This window comes from Thermanaerothrix sp. (genome assembly GCA_026417795.1).
Lineage (GTDB): Bacteria > Synergistota > Synergistia > Synergistales > Synergistaceae > Thermanaerovibrio.
On record JAOACP010000012.1, the window covers coordinates 16,057 to 32,916 of the forward strand.

Sequence of the window (16,860 nt, forward strand, 5' to 3'; positions counted from 1 at the left end):
CCAATTCTCATTCCCCCCCAACAAATCTATAAAGCCTTAAGGGGACCCATTCCCCGCCAAGGAGGGAACGGCCCCGGCTAAACCTGCGGCCAGTCGGACACCACCACCGCCCCGTCCTCCAGGAACACCACCGCTGGCTTGCCCCACCAGGGATTATCCCTGTCAATGGATCCCACCTTGAAGCACACCCGCACCTGAGGGGCCTCGAAGACCCTGGCGTAAACCGCGGCTTCCTCGTCTCCTCCCACCCCGGCGTGCACCAGCCCCTGGAGGCGGCCCAACACCATCACGCTTCCCTCCGCCAAAACCTCGGCCCCGTCGTTAACGTTGCCCTCCACTATCACGTCTCCCCGGTGCTCCACCCGCTGGCCCGAGCGTAGGGACCGTCTAAGCCTCATGGCGGGAAGCTGTCCAAACTGGGGCTGCCTATTCTGGAGGCTGAAACGGGGCTCCTCCACCGGAAGCCCGGCGCCCTTCAGAAGGTCCAGGCTTTCCCCGTGAAGGGACCTCCATGCCGCCACCCTCATCCCCATGGGCCATATGAGCCGCTTCATGATAAGACACAAGAGATCCCCGTCCACCCTCCGGCCCTCGAAGTCCACCACCACCTCCGCCCCTTTGAGCATCTGTTCCCCATGGGACACCAGCTCATCCAGGGCCGATGGTATGTCCTTGTCCGGAAGCCCCTCGGGGATTATGCAGCGCAACCCCCCGCTCATGCCCTTAAGTTGGATCACCGAGACGCCCCCCTTAAAGGATTTTCGTTCTTGACCAGGTAAGCTAAAACCTGCCCCACCAGCGGAGCCGCGGCGGAGGAACCGTGCCCCCCGGCCTCCACTATGGCTATGGCCACGTACCTGGGGTTCTCCCTTGGAGCGTAGCCCACAAACCAGGCGTGATCGTCCCCATGGGGGTTCTGGGCGGTGCCGGTCTTTCCCGCCACTGACACCCCAAAGGCGGCGGCGCGCCTTCCGGTACCGCTGTTGACCACCTCTTCAAGCCCCCTTCGCATGGCCTCCAACCCAAAACGCGGTATCCTAAGGTCCTTCTCCACGTGGGGGGCTTCGGAATTGAGGTGCGGGGTCACCAGATAGCCCCCGTTGGCTATGGCGGCGTATATCCTTAAGACCTGAAGGGGGGTCATCAACAGGAATCCCTGGCCTATGGAGTAGTTTACCGTATCCCCCTTGTACCAGGGCTCCTTAAACCGGGCCCTCTTCCACTTAGGCCCCGCTATGTTGCCCTCCGCTTCCCCGGTTATGTCTATGCCGGTCTTGGAACCCACCCCAAGGAGGGACGCCCACTTCAAAAGCCGGTCTATGCCAAGCCACACCCCCACCTGGTAGAAATACACGTCGCACGAGTCGCGAAGCGCCCTGGTGAGGTCCTCGGTGCCGTGTCCGCTCTTCTTCCAACAGTTGAAGGTCCTGTTGCCCAACGTGAAGTGGCCTGGACAGTACACGGTGGTAGAGCGGCTTACCACCCCCTCCTCCAACGCGGCTATGGCGGTCACCACCTTGAAGGTGGAGGCGGGGGGGTAAGTCCCGCTCACCGCCCGGTTCATCATGGGCCTGTCCCTGTCGGTAATGAGGACCCTCCATTCCTTGGAGGATATGCCCCAGGTAAGGGGATTGGGATCAAAGGTGGGGGACGAAAAAAGCACCTTCACGCTGCCGTCCCTCACGTCCATGGCGATGAGAGCGCCCCTCTGCCCCTTCATGAGGTCCGCCGCGAGCCGCTGAGCCCCTAGGTCCAGCGTAAGCTTGACGTCCTTTCCTCGAACCGGCTCCACGTGGGACACGTCCTTCAGCCTTCGGCCCCTGGCGTCCACCTCCACCGCGTCCTCACCCACTTCGCCCCGGAGCTCCTGCTCATACCAGGCCTCTATGCCGTTCTTCCCGATCACGTCCCCCCCCTGGTATCTGGGGTCCTCAAGCTCCTCAAGCTCCTCCCTGGTCACCTCTCCCACGTAACCAACCACGTGGGCCACCAGGTCGCCGGCGGGGTAAACCCTCCTCCACACCGGAAATGGGAAGAGCAACCCACGAAACTCCTCCTCCCCCATAAGGTCCGCCACCTGGGCCAGGGTTAGGTTGCTAGCCACGCTCACCGCCCTGTAAGGGGCCACGTACTGTTTCTCCACCGACTCCGCCAGGGACGCGGGATCCATGGGTATGCCCTTCCTCTGGAAAAGCGCGGCCACCCTTTCCAGGTTGCCGTCCTTCTGAAGGTCCATGGGATAAGCCTTAACGTCGAAGGTCCTCACGTTGACCGCAAGGGGCACCCCGTTAGCATCCCTTATGACCCCCCTTGGGGGGGAGAGCCTCACCACCCGGAGACGGTTCCTGGAGGCCAGCTCCACGTACTGGTCCCCCTTAAGGATCTGAAAGTACGCAAGCCCTCCTATGAGCATCAGGAGCAACGCCACCATCAGGGCCCTAAGGTGCTGCAGGCGCCGGTCCATGTAGAACCGCTCAAAACCCTTAGTCATAGGCCCTCCCCCGGAAGAGCACCGCCAAGGCGTAAACCAGCACCAAGGGCATGGCGGTCAGCTGCTGAATCAACAGCATCCTGAACGCCGCAAGGCTTGAATCACCCCAAAGCATAAGCCTTACCACCCCAAGGGCGAGCTGGGAGGAGCAGGCAAGGACCACCCAAAGAAGCGGGGTCCTGCCCGGCGAAGGGGTCCTGTCCCACAACGCCCTTGCGATGGTGAGCACCAAGGCCTGCATGGCCCCGGTAAGCCCCACCACGCTGGTCCACCTCAGATCCCAAAGAACCCCTCCCAACAGGGCGGCCCAAATGGGCCACTGGAAGGGCACTTCCCTCCGGCCTATGGACAGCTTCAGAAGCCCTATGAAGAACAGGTCCGGCACCAGGAAAAATCCCATGAAGAGCACCTGAAGCATGTCCTGAAGCAGCCACAGAAGAACCACCGTCATCGGGAACCACCGTCTATCATCACGTCCACCCAATATAGCTGGGTCATATGGGCCATGAGGGCAACGTTATATACCACAAATCCCCCGGACTCCCGGTCCTTGGAGAGCACCTTGCCCACCGGTATGCCCGGCGGCATCCTGTCCCCCATGAGGGCGGTGGATATGGTCATGTCCCTGGTTATCTCCCGGTCCGGTGGAAGGTACTGCAGGTACATCCTGCCCATGCCGTCGCCGCCCAAAACCCCAAGGTCCCTGGTCTGGTCCACCACCACCGCCACCATGGACTCTTGGGAGGTCAAAAGCCTAACCCAGGAACTGTGGCTCTCCACGGAGGACACCACCCCTACCAGATACCCGTCCGACAGCACCGGCAAACCCGGCACAACCCCATGGGAGCTGCCCTTGTCTATCCTGATCTCAGACCACCAGGCCTCCGGGTAGCGGAGCGTCACCAGGGCTGGCAAAAGGCCCGGCAGGGCCGCAGGACGCCCACCATGGGGGACGCTGAGCATCCTTCTCATGGCCAGGTTCTCCGCCTCCAGCTCCCTAAGGCGGTCCTTCAGGTCCTTCCTCTCTATCAGCCACCCCGTAAAGGCCTGCAGCACCAGCCGCCCCTGAAGGGCAGGGCTCTCGGGCCAGCTCAACAGGTTCGCAAAGGGACCCCCAAACACCTTGGCCACCGGGAAGTTGAGGCTCCAAAGGAGCAGCAACAGCCCCGCCAGCGTGGCGCTAAGTCCGTGCAGCCAGAGGGGCTCAAAGCGTCTCATCTAAGACCACGGCCCCTATAAGGAGCTTACCTCCGCGGATAAGACCTTCCTGGAAAAATCCCGGTCCTTAAGCATCCTTCCAAGGCCAAGGGCCACGGAAAAAAGCGGCTGCTCCGCCAGGTGCACCGGGACGTTCAAGGAGTCCGCGAGGCGTATGTTGAGCCCCCTTAGGTTCGCCCCTCCGCCGGTAAGCACCAACCCTTGGTCCACTATGTCCTTCACCAGCTCCGGAGGGGTCCTCTCCAAAACGTTCCTCAGGATCTCCTCTATACCCTCTATGATAGGCGACAGGGCCTCCCTCACCTCCGTGGAGGTGACCCTTATGACCTTTGGAAGGCCGTCCATCAGGTCCCTGCCCTTGACCTCCATCTCCAGCTCCTGCTCCAGGGGCACCGCAGACCCCAAGGCAAACTTTATCTCCTCCGCGGTGGTCTGGCCTATGGAGAGGGCGTAGTTCTGCTTCATCATCTCCACTATGGCGTTGTCCATCTCGTCCCCCGCCATGCGGATCGAATCCTTCACCACTATTCCACCTAAGGACAACACCGCCACCTCGCTGGTGCCGCCGCCGATGTCCACTATCATGTTGCCCCTAGGCTCGTTTATTGGAAGCCCAGCTCCCAGGGCCGCCACCAACGGCTCCTCAACCACCATGGCCTCCCGGGCCCCGGCCCTTAAGGTGGCGTCCACCACCGCCTTCTTCTCCACCTCGGTAACGCAGGCTGGAACCGATACTATGGCCCTTGGGTGGGAGAAAAGCCGACGGCCCCCTAAGGCCTTATCCATGGCGTGCCTTATCAGGAGCTCCGTCATCTCAAAATCCGCTATTACGCCGTGCTGGAGAGGCCTTATGGTGTCCACGCCGGCGGGGGTCTTGCCGATCATGCACTTGGCCTCGGACCCCACCGCCAGCACCTCCTTCTGCCCCTTCCGGCCGGTCCTCCTGGTGGCCAACACGGAGGGTTGGTTGAACACGATCCCCCTCTTGGAGGCGTACACCACCATGTTGGCGGTACCAAGATCTATTCCAAGGTCATCGCTCAAGAAACCAAGAAATCTAAACACAAAAACCCCTCCAAAGATCATATCCAAGTCCCCATCAAAGGGCACAAAAGAACCGGGGAAACCTCCTTGGATTCCCCCGATGATGAGAATACCTCATAGGTGGTGGAAGCACAACGGCCCTATCGAGGCCAGAAGGGGTTCTTAGCGCGCTCCTCCCCTATGGTGGTCTCCGGGCCGTGCCCTGGGTAGACCTTGAGCGAGTCCTCCAGTCGGGCAAGACGCGCCAGCGATTCCCGCAAGGCCCCGTCATCCCCCCCGGGCAGGTCGGTCCTGCCTATGCTCCTGGCGAACAGGGTGTCCCCGGAGAACAGGGCCCTGGAGTTTCCAGACTCAACCAGGAAGCAGCAGCTGCCGGGGGTGTGCCCTGGGGTGTGAAGAACCCTTATGCTCATGTAACCTACTGAGAGCTCGTCCCCATCCTCCAGGAGCCGCTCCGCAGGGTCGAAGGCCCCCTGGGAGCCCAAGTATTGCGACAGGTTTACGGCGGGATCCGTGAGAGCCCTGCCGTCCAACCTATGCACCGCAAGGCCTTCGACGGCGGCCTTCCTAAGACAGCCCAACCCCTCCATGTGGTCCCAATGGCCGTGGGTCAGCATTATCCAATGAAGCCGAAGCCCGGTCTCCTCCATGAAATCCAACACCTCCGGACAGTCCCCTCCGGGATCTATCCCCACCGCAAGGCCTTCGGCATCGAAAACCAGGTAGAAGTTGGTCCACAGCTCCCCCAAGGGGAACCGCCTAACCGTAAAGCTCATCGGGAAGAACCCCTCCTATCGGAATCTATTATCAACGTAACGGGCCCGTCGTTCACAAGCTCCACCGCCATGTGGGCCTGAAAAACCCCGGTTCGAACCAATGGATGCCGGCTCCTTAGGGCGCCGACGAAGCGGTCGTAAAGCTCCACCGCCAGGTTCGGAGGAGCCACCTCGGAGAAGGAGGGCCTTCGGCCCTTCACGCAATCCCCATAGAGGGTGAACTGGGACACCACCAGGATCCCGTGATCCGATTCGGACAGCGGCAGGTTGAGCTTCCCGCTGGAATCCTCGAATATCCTGAGGTTCACCACCTTATCCGCCATCCAATCAACGTCCTCCTGGGAGTCCCTGGGGGAAAAACCCACCAGCAGGCATACCCCAGGCCCTATCTCCCCCACCACCTGGCCATCCACCCTTACCCTGGCCATGGACACCCTCTGAAGAACAACCCTCAACAGATCACCCCCGCTGAACTCCCGAGATGCCGTTAACCAACCCCACCTTGCCCATTATCCTGTACAGGTGCTCAAGGTCGTTCACCATGACCTCCAGTATCATCCTCGCCTTGGCGTTGCCTATCACGTTGGCCTTTACACCCACAAGGGAGCCGTCCATAACCGATATGGCGGACGTGACGTCCGAGAACAGGCCGGGCCTGTCAAAGCCCTCCGCCAGGATCCGGGCCACGTATTTGGTCTTTGGCTTACCCCAATACACGGCCACCAGCTTCTCCTGGTCCTTGGACTTCACGTTCGGGCAGTCGGACCGGTGCACCGTTATGCCCCGGCTCTTGGTCACGCTTCCGGTTATGGGATCCCCCGGCACGGGCCTGCAGCACTGGGCCAGGGACACAAGCACCCCCTCGGCCCCCTCCACCACTATCTCCGCGTCCACTTCCTTCCGAAGGGGCTGGGCGGGAACTATGGTGACCTCCTGAAGGTTCTCCCTCTCCTCGGGCTTCTCCCGCTCGAACTTATCAAGGGACACCCTGGAAAGCACCCCCGACGGGGTCTGGTTGCCGGAGCCCACCGCCAGGATCAGGTCCTCCCCTGATGAGTATCCAATGTCGTGGGCCAGCTGGTTGAGCTGGGGCATTATCATGTCCAGGGTAACCGACGAAGAGGGAGCCCGCCGGAGCAGCTCCTTCTGCAGCAGGTCCTTTCCCCTCTCAAGCCGCTCCTCCCTCTCCGCCCGGTCCTGCTGGCGGAAGTAGGACTTTATCTTGTTCCTGGTACGGTTGCTCCTGGCTATCTTAAGCCAATCCCTGGAGGGCTTCCCCTGCGGGGAGGTGAGCACCCTCACTATGTCCCCGTTGGACAGCTTGTAGTCCATGGGCACGATGCGGCCGTTGACCATGGCGCCAACGCATTTGTGCCCCACCTCCGTGTGGATGGCGTACGCGAAGTCTATGGGGGTGGAGCCGTTGGGGAGGGACACCACGTCCCCCTTCGGGGTGAAAACCAACACCTCTGAGGTGAGCACGTCGGTCTTAAGGTTATCCAAAAACTCCGACGGGGACCCCTCCTGTTGAGACTCCAAGACCTGCCTTATCCAGGAAAGCTTCTGGTCTATCTGGTCCACCCGCCGCTTGCCCTCTTTGTAGTGCCAGTGGGCGGCTATGCCGTACTCCGCAAGCCAATGCATCTCCCAGGTCCTTATCTGCACCTCCAAGGGCTCCCCGCTGGGGCCCAAGACGGTGGTGTGAAGGGACTGGTACATGTTGCTCTTGGGGTTCGCTATGTAGTCATCGAACTGGCCCGGTATTGGCTTCCATATGGTGTGCACAAGGCCCAACACCTGGTAGCACTCCGCAACGGTGCCCACCACAACCCTCAAGGCCAAAAGGTCGTAGAGCTGCTCCAGGGACAGGTTCTTACGACGCATCTTCTCGTATATACTGTAAAAGTGCTTGGGCCTTCCGCTCAAGGAGGCCTCGATGCCCTCCTCCTTCAGCTTCTGCTGAAGCACGTCCAAAGCCTGCTTTATTATGGCCTCCCGCTCGGGCAGCTTCTTCCGCACCCGGCGGCGGATCTCGTAGTAGACCTCGGGCTCCAGGATCTTAAAACACAGGTCCTCCAGTTCCCGCTTGACGTTGTATATCCCAAGCCGATGGGCCAAGGGGGCGTATATCTCCAGGGTCTCCTTGGCTATGGTTATCTGCTTGTCCCTCCGGTGGGCCTGAAGGGTCCTCATGTTGTGGAGCCGGTCCGCCAGCTTTATGAGGACCACCCTTATGTCCTTTGCCATCACCAGGAACATCTTCCGCAGGTTCTCCGCCTGGTAGTCCTCCATGGACTTGAAGGCAAGCTTCCCCAGCTTGGTGACCCCGTCCACCATGGTCACCACGTCCTCGCCGAAGCGGCTCTGCATCTCATCCTTGCCTATGTCCGTGTCCTCCAGCACGTCATGGAGAAGGGCGGCGCACAACGTGTCCACGTCAAGCTCCATGTCCGCAAGGATGGCCGCCACACTTATTGAGTGCACCACATATGGCTCACCGCTGTGCCTTTTCTGATCCCTGTGGGCGTTGGCGGCGAAGACCAGCGCCTCCCCCAGCTTCATCAGGTCCTGGCGATCCATGTACTTCGACGCCTTGCTCCAAAGCTCCTGCAGGGGGATCCTGACGGAGCCCACTCGGTGGTCCTCCGGCATCCTGCCTATGAACCCCTCCATGAGGGCCCTTATGCCCCTCTCCTGGGCCATGGGCTGGGATGAACTGCCATATTGATGGGACGGTTTCAACGGACTCCCCCCCCCGGGCCCTCGAGGACGGCCCGCTCAAGGTACAGCTTGAGGCGCCTCCTGCCCCTCCAGTACTCAAGCTTGGGACGATACACAAACCCCACGACGTCCAGCCCCTCTAGTTCCGCGGGAGGCGCGAAGGCCACCAGCTCTCGGCCTGAGGCGACGAGGCGGCTAACCCGGCCGGTCTTGCCCATGGGCTCCACCGAAAACCCCCCCCGGTGGAACAGCAGGGGGGAGGGGTTGCCCATCCCAAAGGGCTTGAGCCTGGCGATGTCCTCCTCCATCTCCTGCCCCACCATGGCAAGGGGCCAGTCGAGGGCCTCTATCCGCCGATCCTCGGAGGGGATCTCCCTCAACAACCCCTCCAGCTTATCCCTCACAAAGTCCCAGTTCTCCACCTCCACGGAAAAACCCGCGGCGTACCTGTGTCCGCCAAAGGCGCTAAGGTGGTTCGATATGCGGGAAAGCAGCCCCACCGCGTCCCCGGATCCGTTGGGTATCCTCAAGGTGCCCCTAAGGCCTCCGTCCGTTGGGGCAACCAGCGCCACGGGCCGGCCCCTCTCACAGCACAGGCGGCTTGCCACGCTGCTGAGCACCCCCACCGGCCAGTTAGGTCCGTGGTAAACGTGCCTGTTGGCATCCTCCTGGGTGTCCTTCATTATCATGGAAGAGAGGCGACGCCTCTCCTCGTTCATCGACACCACCCGATCCGCAAGGCCCTCCACCGGGTCGCGGCCGGGGTAAAGGAGCCGCACCGCGTCCTCCGCCAGCCCCAGCCGGCCCGGTGCGTTAAGGCAGGGTATGACCTTCATGGAGAGGACTTCCTCGTCAATACCTTCCCTGTCCACCCCAAGCTTGGACAAAAGAACCCCTATCCCCCTGCGGGCGGACCTTCTTATAACCTCAAGCCCCTCTCGGACGATGCAGCGGTTTAGGGGCACCGACAGGTCCATGCAGTCCGCCACCGTGGCAAGACACGCCAGATCAAGCCTTCCCATGACCCAGGACCGATCCAGGATGGAGGTCCTCCATATCCAAGCCCAGAGCACCCCGGTGGCACAGAGGGCGGAAAGCTGAGACGGCTCATCAAAACAGTGGGGATTCACCAGCACGCCTTGGGGCAACGCTTCGCCGGGAAGATGGTGGTCAAATACCACCGTAGGTATGCCTGCGGAAGCTATTGCGTCAAGGGCTTCCACATCCTTGGTCCCGCAGTCCACCACCAACAAAAGGTCACAGCCCTTCATCGCTATGCGCCTTGCGGTGGACAGGTGGAAGCCGTACCCCTCATGACATCGATGGGGTATGAAGTAGCGTACCGCAGCTCCCCGCTCCAACATCATCTCCAACGCCAAGGTGGTGGCGGACAGTCCGTCCACGTCGTAATCGCCGTATATGATGACCCTGTCGCCGGGCCTGACCTTGGATATCAGGTCAAAGGCCCTGCGCTCCTGCTCGTTAAGGGGAATCCCCTTAAGCTGGTCCTCCAGGTCGGAGCACAGCCATCGAAGAAACCCCTCCTCATCTACGCCACGCATGGCAGCTATGGAGCCCAACAAAGGACCAAGGTTCCCCGATGGGGCCCGATCTCCGCTTCGGGGAACCAGCTTTATCTTATCCATTCCACACAGAACCATTATTCTATCTCTGTCTTCCCTTCTTCCCCGTCTCTTTGGCCGTAAGGGGCCTCGTCCAATGCCTGGGCGGAGGGCCTGTTGGCCCCGCCGGACCTTCCCAGGGCCTCCAGAAGAGACCTCTTCTCCTCCTCAAGCCCCCGGACCTTATCCTCCAGGTCCTTTATCCTGCCCTTCAGCTTTCCCCTCATCTCCAGCATCGCCACAAGGGAGAACACCCACATGAGCACCACCCCGGCGGAGAACAGAAGGACCTCCCATATGCCCTGGGGGAGCGATCTCTCCAAGAACAGGAACCTGACCGTGACGGACGAAGCGTTCTGGAATGCATATACCGCCGAAAGGAGCATTGAAATCGCTATGGCCAAGGTGTAGCTCTTCATAAAACCCCTCCCCATGAAACATGGTAATCCCATAATCCTTTGGGATCCTATGATAAACCAACTTCGGGGGTAAGGAAACATTCAAGGATAAAACGCAAGGGGTCCGGACCCCAAACGGTTTTCCGGACCCCCAATGAACGCTTTAAACCGCCACGCTTAGTCCTTGGCGGGGGACTTGAGATACCACTCCGCCAGTATGGCGCCGGCTATGTAGATGGAGCTGTAGGTACCCACTCCGATGCCCACCAGGAAGGCAAAGGCGAAGTTGGAGATCACGTCTCCTCCCAGGAAGAACATGGCTAGCACCGGCAAAAGGGTGGTAAGCGACGTGTTTATGGTGCGAGACAGGGTCTGGTTTATGGAGTCATCTATGACCTGGAGTACTCCCCTGCGGGAGACGTCCTTCCAGTTCTCCCTCACCCGGTCGAGGACCACTATGGAGTCGTTAAGGGAGTAACCAACCACGGTCAGCACCGCGGCTATGAAGGAAACCGACACCTCACGGCCCGTCAGGCTGTACACTCCGAGCATTATGGCCACATCGTGCACCAGCGACAGCACCGCCGCCACGCCGAAGCGGAACTTGAAGCGGAAGGCCATGTAAAGCAGAATGCCCCCAAGCGCCAGGGCCAGGGCTATAATGGCCTGTCCTTTGAGCTCGGAGCCCACCACGGGGCCCACAGTCTCAAGCTTGAGAACCTTCACTTCTCCGAACCTATCCCTCATAACCTCCAGTGCCGCCCTCCTCTCCGAATCGGAGACGCTCTTAAGTCGGATGAGGAAGTCCTTAGGGCCGAAGGCCTGGATTATGGGCTCCCCGCTCACCTTGGAGGAAACCGCGGACCTTATCTCCCCGACTTCCGCGGGTTTCGGGGTCTCAACCTGCATCAGCACGCCGCCGGTGTAGTCCACCCCAAGGTTAAGCCCCTTGATGGCCACCAGGAAGAGGCTCAGCAGGACCGCGATGAGGCTCACGCCAAGGGCCACGCGCCTTAGCCCCATGAAGGGTATCTTTAAATCGTGGGTCTTGATAGTCATGGAAGAAACCTCCGTTCCCTTACGCGGCGGCCCTTCGCCGGCCCATCATGAACTGCAGGATGGCCCTTGTGACCACCACGTTGCAGAACACCGACGACACAACGCCGATGCTGAGGGTCACAGCAAATCCCCGTATGGGTCCGGTGCCGAAGTAGAACAGCACCGCCGCTGCTATCAGGGTGGTTATGTTGGAGTCCAGGATGACCGTAAGGGCCTTCCGGAACCCCGCGTCCAAGGAGGCCATCAGGGTCTTACCGGACCTCTGCTCCTCCTTTATCCTCTCGTATATGAGGATGTTGCCGTCCACCGCCATGCCTATGGTCAGGATGATGCCTCCGATTCCGGGAAGGGTCAGGGTGGACTTGAGAAGCACCATGGCGGCAAGCAGCATCGTTATGGCAACCCCAAGGGCCACATCGGCGGCTAAGCCCAAAAGACCGTAGTAGACCAGCATGAAGGCCGCCACCAAACCGGCCCCTATGAGCCCCGCCCTTATACCCTGTCTTATGGAGTCGGCCCCCAGGGTGGGACCCACAGAGCGGTTCTCCATGACCTCAACCCCAACCGGAAGGGCTCCTGCCCTTAGCATTATGGCCAGCCTCTTGGCCTCCGCCTCGGTGAATCGGCCAGATATCTGGGCCTCCCCGCCGCGGATCCGCTCCTGGACCACCGGGGCGGAAACCACCACGCCGTCCAGCACTATGGCTATCTGCTTGCCAACGTTCTGGGCGGTGGCCTCGTCGAAGAGCTTGGTGCCCCGGTCGTTGAACTTCAGCGACACCACGGGCCTTCCAAACTGGTCGAAGTTGGTTCGGGAGTCCTTGAGCTCCTTGCCGGTTAGATAGGGCCTTCCCAACAGGTACACCCTGCCGTCCTCGCCCCTGGCCACCAGGCTGCCCTCGGGAGCGGACTTCTTGAGCTCCTCCGCCGCCTTATCCGCCTGGGCCTTTATGGCCTCCCATCTGGCCTTGGCGGCGTTGTAGGCCTCGTCGCTCTCGTAGTTCTTACGCTCCGGCCCAGGGGGAAGCTCCTCCGACGCCCCAAGCACCGGCCGGAACTCCAAGAGGGCGGTCTTGCCTATCAGGTCCAACGCCGCCTCCGGATCCTCCACGCCGGGCAGGAGCACCAGTATCCTGTCGCTGCCCTGCCGCTGTATCTGAGGTTCCACCACCCCGTACTGGTCTATACGGTTCCTAAGCACAGCCAGAAGCCGCTGGACCCCGTCCTCCGTAAGGGGGTTATCTGGGGTTCCCTTTGCCCTCAGCAGTATCTGAGACCCGCCCTTCAGGTCCAACCCCAGCCGTATCCTTCCATCCAGCGGAAAGGCCACCAGCGCGGCAGCCACGGCCACCAGCACCACCAGGCCCAACCGCCAGAAGTCCCTCTTCATCATCTTCCCTCGTCCTCCTTAAAGCTCTCGGCCCCTTGCTTTTAAAAGGCCGGGGATCAGTCCTTGTCCTTCTGCTCCGCCTGGGAAGCGGCGTCCTGCTTCTTGGGCTTCTCCCCTTCGGGGGTCCTCTTGTAGGATATGGATCCCTTGAGGATCCTCATCTTAACCCCGTCGGCCACCTCTATTATGAAGCTGTCGTCCAGGATGTCCCTCACGGTTCCGAAGAAACCGCCGGCGGTTACAACCTTATCGCCCCGGCTTATGGAGGCCAGCATCTCCTCGTGGGCCTTCTGCTTCTTCTTCTGGGGACGGATGATGAGGAAATAAAATATCACCACAAATAGCGCCAAAGGCATCAACATACCCAAAAGACCCTGCTGCTGGTTACCCAAAGGATACCCCTCCCAAAGTCAAAAAATTTTGCGTGCGCCCCGCGCTGGAGCGCACGCGAAAGATTTTACCACGACCGGGTTCGGCCTCAAACACCGCCGCCCTTAAGGAAGAACAGCAGCTTCTCCAACTCCACCGATATGTCCACCCGGTAGACCAGGATGTGGTCCGGGGCCACCAGGGCGGTGGGGGCAAAGGAGAGTATCCCCCTTATGACGCCGCTGTTCACCGCCATGTCGACGCAGGCCTGGGCGGAGGAGCCGGGCACCGTGAGGATGAGGACCTTGATGTCCTTATCCCGGGCCACCTGAGGCATCTCATTCAGGTGATAGCACTCAACCCCGTTTATCACCTGCCCCACCTTGGAGGGGTCAACGTCAAAAAGGGCCTCTATCCTGAACTTCTCGCTCCGGAAGGCGGAATGCCCCAGAAGGGCGTAGCCCAGGTGCCCCACCCCCACAAGGCCTATACGCCAAACCCCGGGGGACGAAAGGATGCCGCTCACGTGGTCGTAGAGACGATCCACGTGGTAACCCACCCCCCGCTTGCCTATCTCGCCGAAGTAGGACAGGTCCTTTCTAACCTGGCTGGCCTTTATCCCCAGCATCTCACCCATCTGCTGGGAAGACACCACCAACCGCCCCTCCTCCCTGAGCTGCCCCAGGAGGCGGTAATATTGGACAAGCCTTTCTACCGTAGGCTCCGCAACCCTCATGGACCGATCAGCCCTTGTAGGCTATCACCTCGATCTCCACCAGCGCACCCTTGGGCAGCGCAGCCACCGCCACGCAAGACCTGGCAGGATGGTCCTCGGTGAAGTAACGGGAGTAGACCTCGTTGACCGCCGCGAAGTTGGCCATGTCGGTGATGAAAACGGTGCTCTTCACCACGTCCTTGAAGCTCAGCCCCTGGGACTCCAAAAGGGCCTTCACGTTCTCAAGCACCCTCTCCGCCTGAGAGGCCGCATCGGAACCCACCATCTCGCCGGTTACGGGATCCAAAGGGATCTGACCGGAGAAGAAGAAAAACTGGCCGGCGCAGATGCCCTGGCTGTAGGGACCTATGGCACCGGGAGCCTTGTCGGTGTTGATTATCTTCTTCAACTAAAAGCACCTCCAAGTACAAGTATTTGTTTTTTACGGACAGCTAAAAGGAAGGTCACCAGGGCTCCTCCCTGGCAACCTTCCTGTCCTCCAAGACCTCAAAGGGCGCCGCCTTCCTCTTAAGCTGGGCCTCATCGGCGGTCAACACCCTGACCTTGAGGAAACGGGAGGGGAAATCCACCTCCAACAGGTCTCCATCCTTAACCTCCGTGGAGGGCTTGGCAACCCTGCCGGCAACCCGAACCGCGCCGGCCTCCGCCATCTCCTGGGCCACGGTCCTTCTCTTAACTATCCTGGACAGCTTCAGGAACTTATCGACCCGCAAGGCTTGTACCTCCACTAACAATCTTCGATGGAGTATATCAAATCCGCGGAGGCTTTACAACTTTACAAACTTCCCCAACTCCTCAACGGGGGTTTCTGAGCAGTCCACCTATCCCCTGGTGTTCCCGGATGGCCGACGGCCTTCCAAGCACCACCACGTTGACGCCTCCCCGGATGGCCCGTCGGGCTATGGCCTCCTGCAGGTTCTCCTCCTCCCCCATGGCCCCGCCGCAGAGGGGGCATTGGGGCTCGTCAATCCCCAAGGCCCCGCAGGAGCCGCACCTCACACCCCTTAGGTCCTCCAGGTCCTCTATCACCAGCTTCATGAGCTCCCGGCGGTTCACGGCGTCTATGACCTGCCTAAGCCCCAGGGCGGAACGGATGGGCCCCTCCAATATCCTCTCCACCAGTTCCTCGGACTCCTGGAAGAACCGTCTCTCCATGGCCTCCCGGAGGTCTTCTTCCAGGCGGTGAAGGTCGTCGTCCCCCCTGAGCTTTATGGGACGCACCGGAAGTCCCGTCTCCTGAAGTGCAGCCAAAGCCTCGGGCAGAAGCTCCTCTGAGGCGGAAAGCCAAACCTCCCGGCTGGGAAACTCCATGTCCAGCTCCTTTATCCGCCACTTGAGGTCCTTGAGGAACCGCCCCAGCGACGTCTCGGACCTGCGCTCTATCCGACGCTCCTCACCTCCCCTGAACCCCGCGTCCCTCACGGGCCTTACTATCTCCTCCGAAATCCTATCGGCCTCGGAAAGGCGATGTCCAAAGCGGAATATCCTGGCATCCCCCCTGCGGAGGAGCACCATCCAGGCATCCCGGAAGGGCGAGAAGGCCTTCACGGCGGGCAGGATGGCCGGGGCATCCATGACGTACTCCCCATTGACGGGGTTGGGCAGCTCCAAAGCCGCGAAAGCCCCATCCCGGGCGGTGAAGAGGGCCACCCCCCTAGGGGCCCTCGGGTCCTTAAAGGTCCCAAACCTGTCGCTGAACTCATCCAGAGCCCTCGAAAGTCCCTGCTGGAACTCCCGGTCCACGCCGCGGGACCGATTCTTGAGCTCTATGGAGGCCTGCTTGGCGCTCATCCCCTGGAAGGACATGTAAAGGGAAAGCACCCGGTCCTCCCCATCAAAGTCCTCAAGGATCTTCAACGCTGTCCGGGTCATGGGGATCCCTCCTTCTCGACCTCTGACTTTAGCGGGGCACCCCTGAGACTTGGTTAGTCCAGAAAGTCCCTCAGCCGCTTGCTCCTGCTGGGGTGCCTCAGCTTCCTCAACGCCTTGGCCTCTATCTGCCTTATCCTCTCCCTGGTAACCCCGAAGCGCTTCCCCACCTCCTCAAGGGTATGGGAATGGCCGTCCTCAAGGCCGAACCGAAGCCTTAAGACCTCCCTCTCCCTGTCCGTGAGATCCTCAAGCATCTCCTCCAGTTGCTCCCGCAGTATCTGGTTCGCCGCCGCCTCATCGGGGCTTGGAAGGTCCTTGTCCTCCAGGAAGTCCCCCAGCTGGCTGTCCTCCTCCTCCCCTATGGGGGTCTCCAAGGACACGGGCTCCTGAGCTATCTTCTGGATCTCCTCCACCCGGTCGGCGGTAACCCCCATCTCCGCGGCTATCTCCTCCACCGATGGCTCCCGGCCAAGCCGCATCACCAATGAACGGGATACCCTTATGAGCTTGTTTATGGTCTCCACCATGTGCACCGGTATCCTTATGGTGCGGGCCTGGTCCGCTATGGCCCTGGTTATGGCCTGCCTTATCCACCAGGTGGCGTAGGTGCTGAACTTATAGCCCTTCCGGTAGTCGAACTTCTCCACCGCCCGTATAAGCCCCATGTTGCCCTCCTGGATCAGGTCCAGAAAGAGCATGCCCCGGCCTATGTACTTCTTGGCTATGCTCACCACCAGGCGAAGGTTGGCCTCCACAAGCTTGCTCTTGGCCGCCTCGTCCCCCGCCTCGACACCCTTGGCAAGCTCAACCTCCTCCTCCGGGGACAATAGGGGTATCCTGCCTATCTCCCTAAGGTACATCCTGACGGGGTCGGACAGGGGCAGATCCTCAAGGTCCCCCAGGTCGTCGGAGGCCAGGGTCATCTGGGGCAGCACGTCCTCCGCCAACCCCTCCTGCGCCCTGGACTTGCTCTCGTCCACCACGTCTATCCCAAGCTCCATAAGGGTAAAGTAAAGGTTGTCCAGCACGTCTGCTGACAGGAGCTCCTTGGGCAGGTGCTTCTCTATGTCATCGTAGGTGACGGACCCCTTCTCCCTGGCGTCGTGAAGAAGGTCCCTCACGTTCTCTATGTAGTCCATCATGTTCTCCGAGGCTGCGGAGTCC

18 protein-coding genes are annotated in these 16,860 nt (G+C 60.7%); all 18 read right to left on the reverse strand.

The window, feature by feature from the left end:
- Positions 1-77: 77 nt before the first annotated feature.
- On the reverse strand, positions 78-737 hold the full coding sequence (locus N2315_03890; protein MCX7828334.1) for a hypothetical protein: 660 nt from the start codon (positions 735-737) through the stop codon (positions 78-80).
- Entirely contained in the window at positions 734-2,491 is a 1,758-nt protein-coding gene (gene mrdA / locus N2315_03895) for a penicillin-binding protein 2 (GenBank protein MCX7828335.1), read from the reverse strand. Before mrdA ends, N2315_03890 begins: the two co-directional genes overlap by 4 nt.
- Positions 2,484-2,942 carry a hypothetical protein gene (locus N2315_03900; GenBank protein MCX7828336.1) on the reverse strand — a complete coding sequence of 153 codons (459 nt, stop codon included), beginning with the start codon at positions 2,940-2,942 and terminating at the stop codon, positions 2,484-2,486. Before N2315_03900 ends, mrdA begins: the two co-directional genes overlap by 8 nt.
- Positions 2,939-3,709 (reverse strand): rod shape-determining protein MreC, encoded by a 771-nt coding sequence (locus N2315_03905; GenBank protein MCX7828337.1) that lies wholly within the window; start codon positions 3,707-3,709, stop codon positions 2,939-2,941. The genes N2315_03900 and N2315_03905 overlap by 4 nt, the downstream gene beginning before the upstream one ends.
- 15 nt (positions 3,710-3,724) lie before the next feature.
- Positions 3,725-4,753, reverse strand: a complete 1,029-nt coding sequence (locus N2315_03910; GenBank protein ID MCX7828338.1) for a rod shape-determining protein — start codon at positions 4,751-4,753, stop codon at positions 3,725-3,727.
- Between the two features lie 140 nt (positions 4,754-4,893).
- Positions 4,894-5,529 (reverse strand): MBL fold metallo-hydrolase, encoded by a 636-nt coding sequence (locus N2315_03915; GenBank protein ID MCX7828339.1) that lies wholly within the window; start codon positions 5,527-5,529, stop codon positions 4,894-4,896.
- Positions 5,526-5,984 (reverse strand): D-aminoacyl-tRNA deacylase, encoded by a 459-nt coding sequence (gene dtd, locus N2315_03920; protein ID MCX7828340.1) that lies wholly within the window; start codon positions 5,982-5,984, stop codon positions 5,526-5,528. The genes N2315_03915 and dtd overlap by 4 nt, the downstream gene beginning before the upstream one ends.
- Before the next feature lie 4 nt (positions 5,985-5,988).
- On the reverse strand, positions 5,989-8,271 hold the full coding sequence (locus N2315_03925) for a bifunctional (p)ppGpp synthetase/guanosine-3',5'-bis(diphosphate) 3'-pyrophosphohydrolase (GenBank protein ID MCX7828341.1): 2,283 nt from the start codon (positions 8,269-8,271) through the stop codon (positions 5,989-5,991).
- A complete protein-coding gene (locus tag N2315_03930) occupies positions 8,268-9,896 on the reverse strand; it encodes a DHH family phosphoesterase (protein ID MCX7828342.1) in 1,629 nt (542 codons plus the stop codon). Before N2315_03930 ends, N2315_03925 begins: the two co-directional genes overlap by 4 nt.
- A gap of 14 nt (positions 9,897-9,910) precedes the next feature.
- Complete coding sequence (locus tag N2315_03935; protein MCX7828343.1) at positions 9,911-10,291, reverse strand: LapA family protein; 381 nt, start codon at positions 10,289-10,291, stop codon at positions 9,911-9,913.
- 156 nt (positions 10,292-10,447) lie between these two features.
- Positions 10,448-11,329, reverse strand: a complete 882-nt coding sequence (gene secF, locus N2315_03940) for a protein translocase subunit SecF (protein ID MCX7828344.1) — start codon at positions 11,327-11,329, stop codon at positions 10,448-10,450.
- Positions 11,330-11,348: 19 nt separating this feature from the next.
- Complete coding sequence (secD, locus tag N2315_03945) at positions 11,349-12,722, reverse strand: protein translocase subunit SecD (protein MCX7828345.1); 1,374 nt, start codon at positions 12,720-12,722, stop codon at positions 11,349-11,351.
- Positions 12,723-12,775: 53 nt separating this feature from the next.
- Complete coding sequence (gene yajC / locus N2315_03950) at positions 12,776-13,075, reverse strand: preprotein translocase subunit YajC (protein MCX7828346.1); 300 nt, start codon at positions 13,073-13,075, stop codon at positions 12,776-12,778.
- Between the two features lie 122 nt (positions 13,076-13,197).
- Positions 13,198-13,824, reverse strand: a complete 627-nt coding sequence (locus tag N2315_03955) for a redox-sensing transcriptional repressor Rex (GenBank protein MCX7828347.1) — start codon at positions 13,822-13,824, stop codon at positions 13,198-13,200.
- Between the two features lie 7 nt (positions 13,825-13,831).
- Positions 13,832-14,212, reverse strand: a complete 381-nt coding sequence (locus N2315_03960; GenBank protein MCX7828348.1) for a RidA family protein — start codon at positions 14,210-14,212, stop codon at positions 13,832-13,834.
- 55 nt (positions 14,213-14,267) lie between these two features.
- Entirely contained in the window at positions 14,268-14,537 is a 270-nt protein-coding gene (locus N2315_03965) for a S4 domain-containing protein (GenBank protein MCX7828349.1), read from the reverse strand.
- Positions 14,538-14,619: 82 nt separating this feature from the next.
- On the reverse strand, positions 14,620-15,696 hold the full coding sequence (locus tag N2315_03970) for a hypothetical protein (GenBank protein MCX7828350.1): 1,077 nt from the start codon (positions 15,694-15,696) through the stop codon (positions 14,620-14,622).
- A 53-nt stretch (positions 15,697-15,749) separates the two neighbouring features.
- Positions 15,750-16,838 (reverse strand): RNA polymerase sigma factor RpoD, encoded by a 1,089-nt coding sequence (gene rpoD, locus N2315_03975; protein MCX7828351.1) that lies wholly within the window; start codon positions 16,836-16,838, stop codon positions 15,750-15,752.
- Between the last annotated feature and the right edge of the window lie 22 nt (positions 16,839-16,860).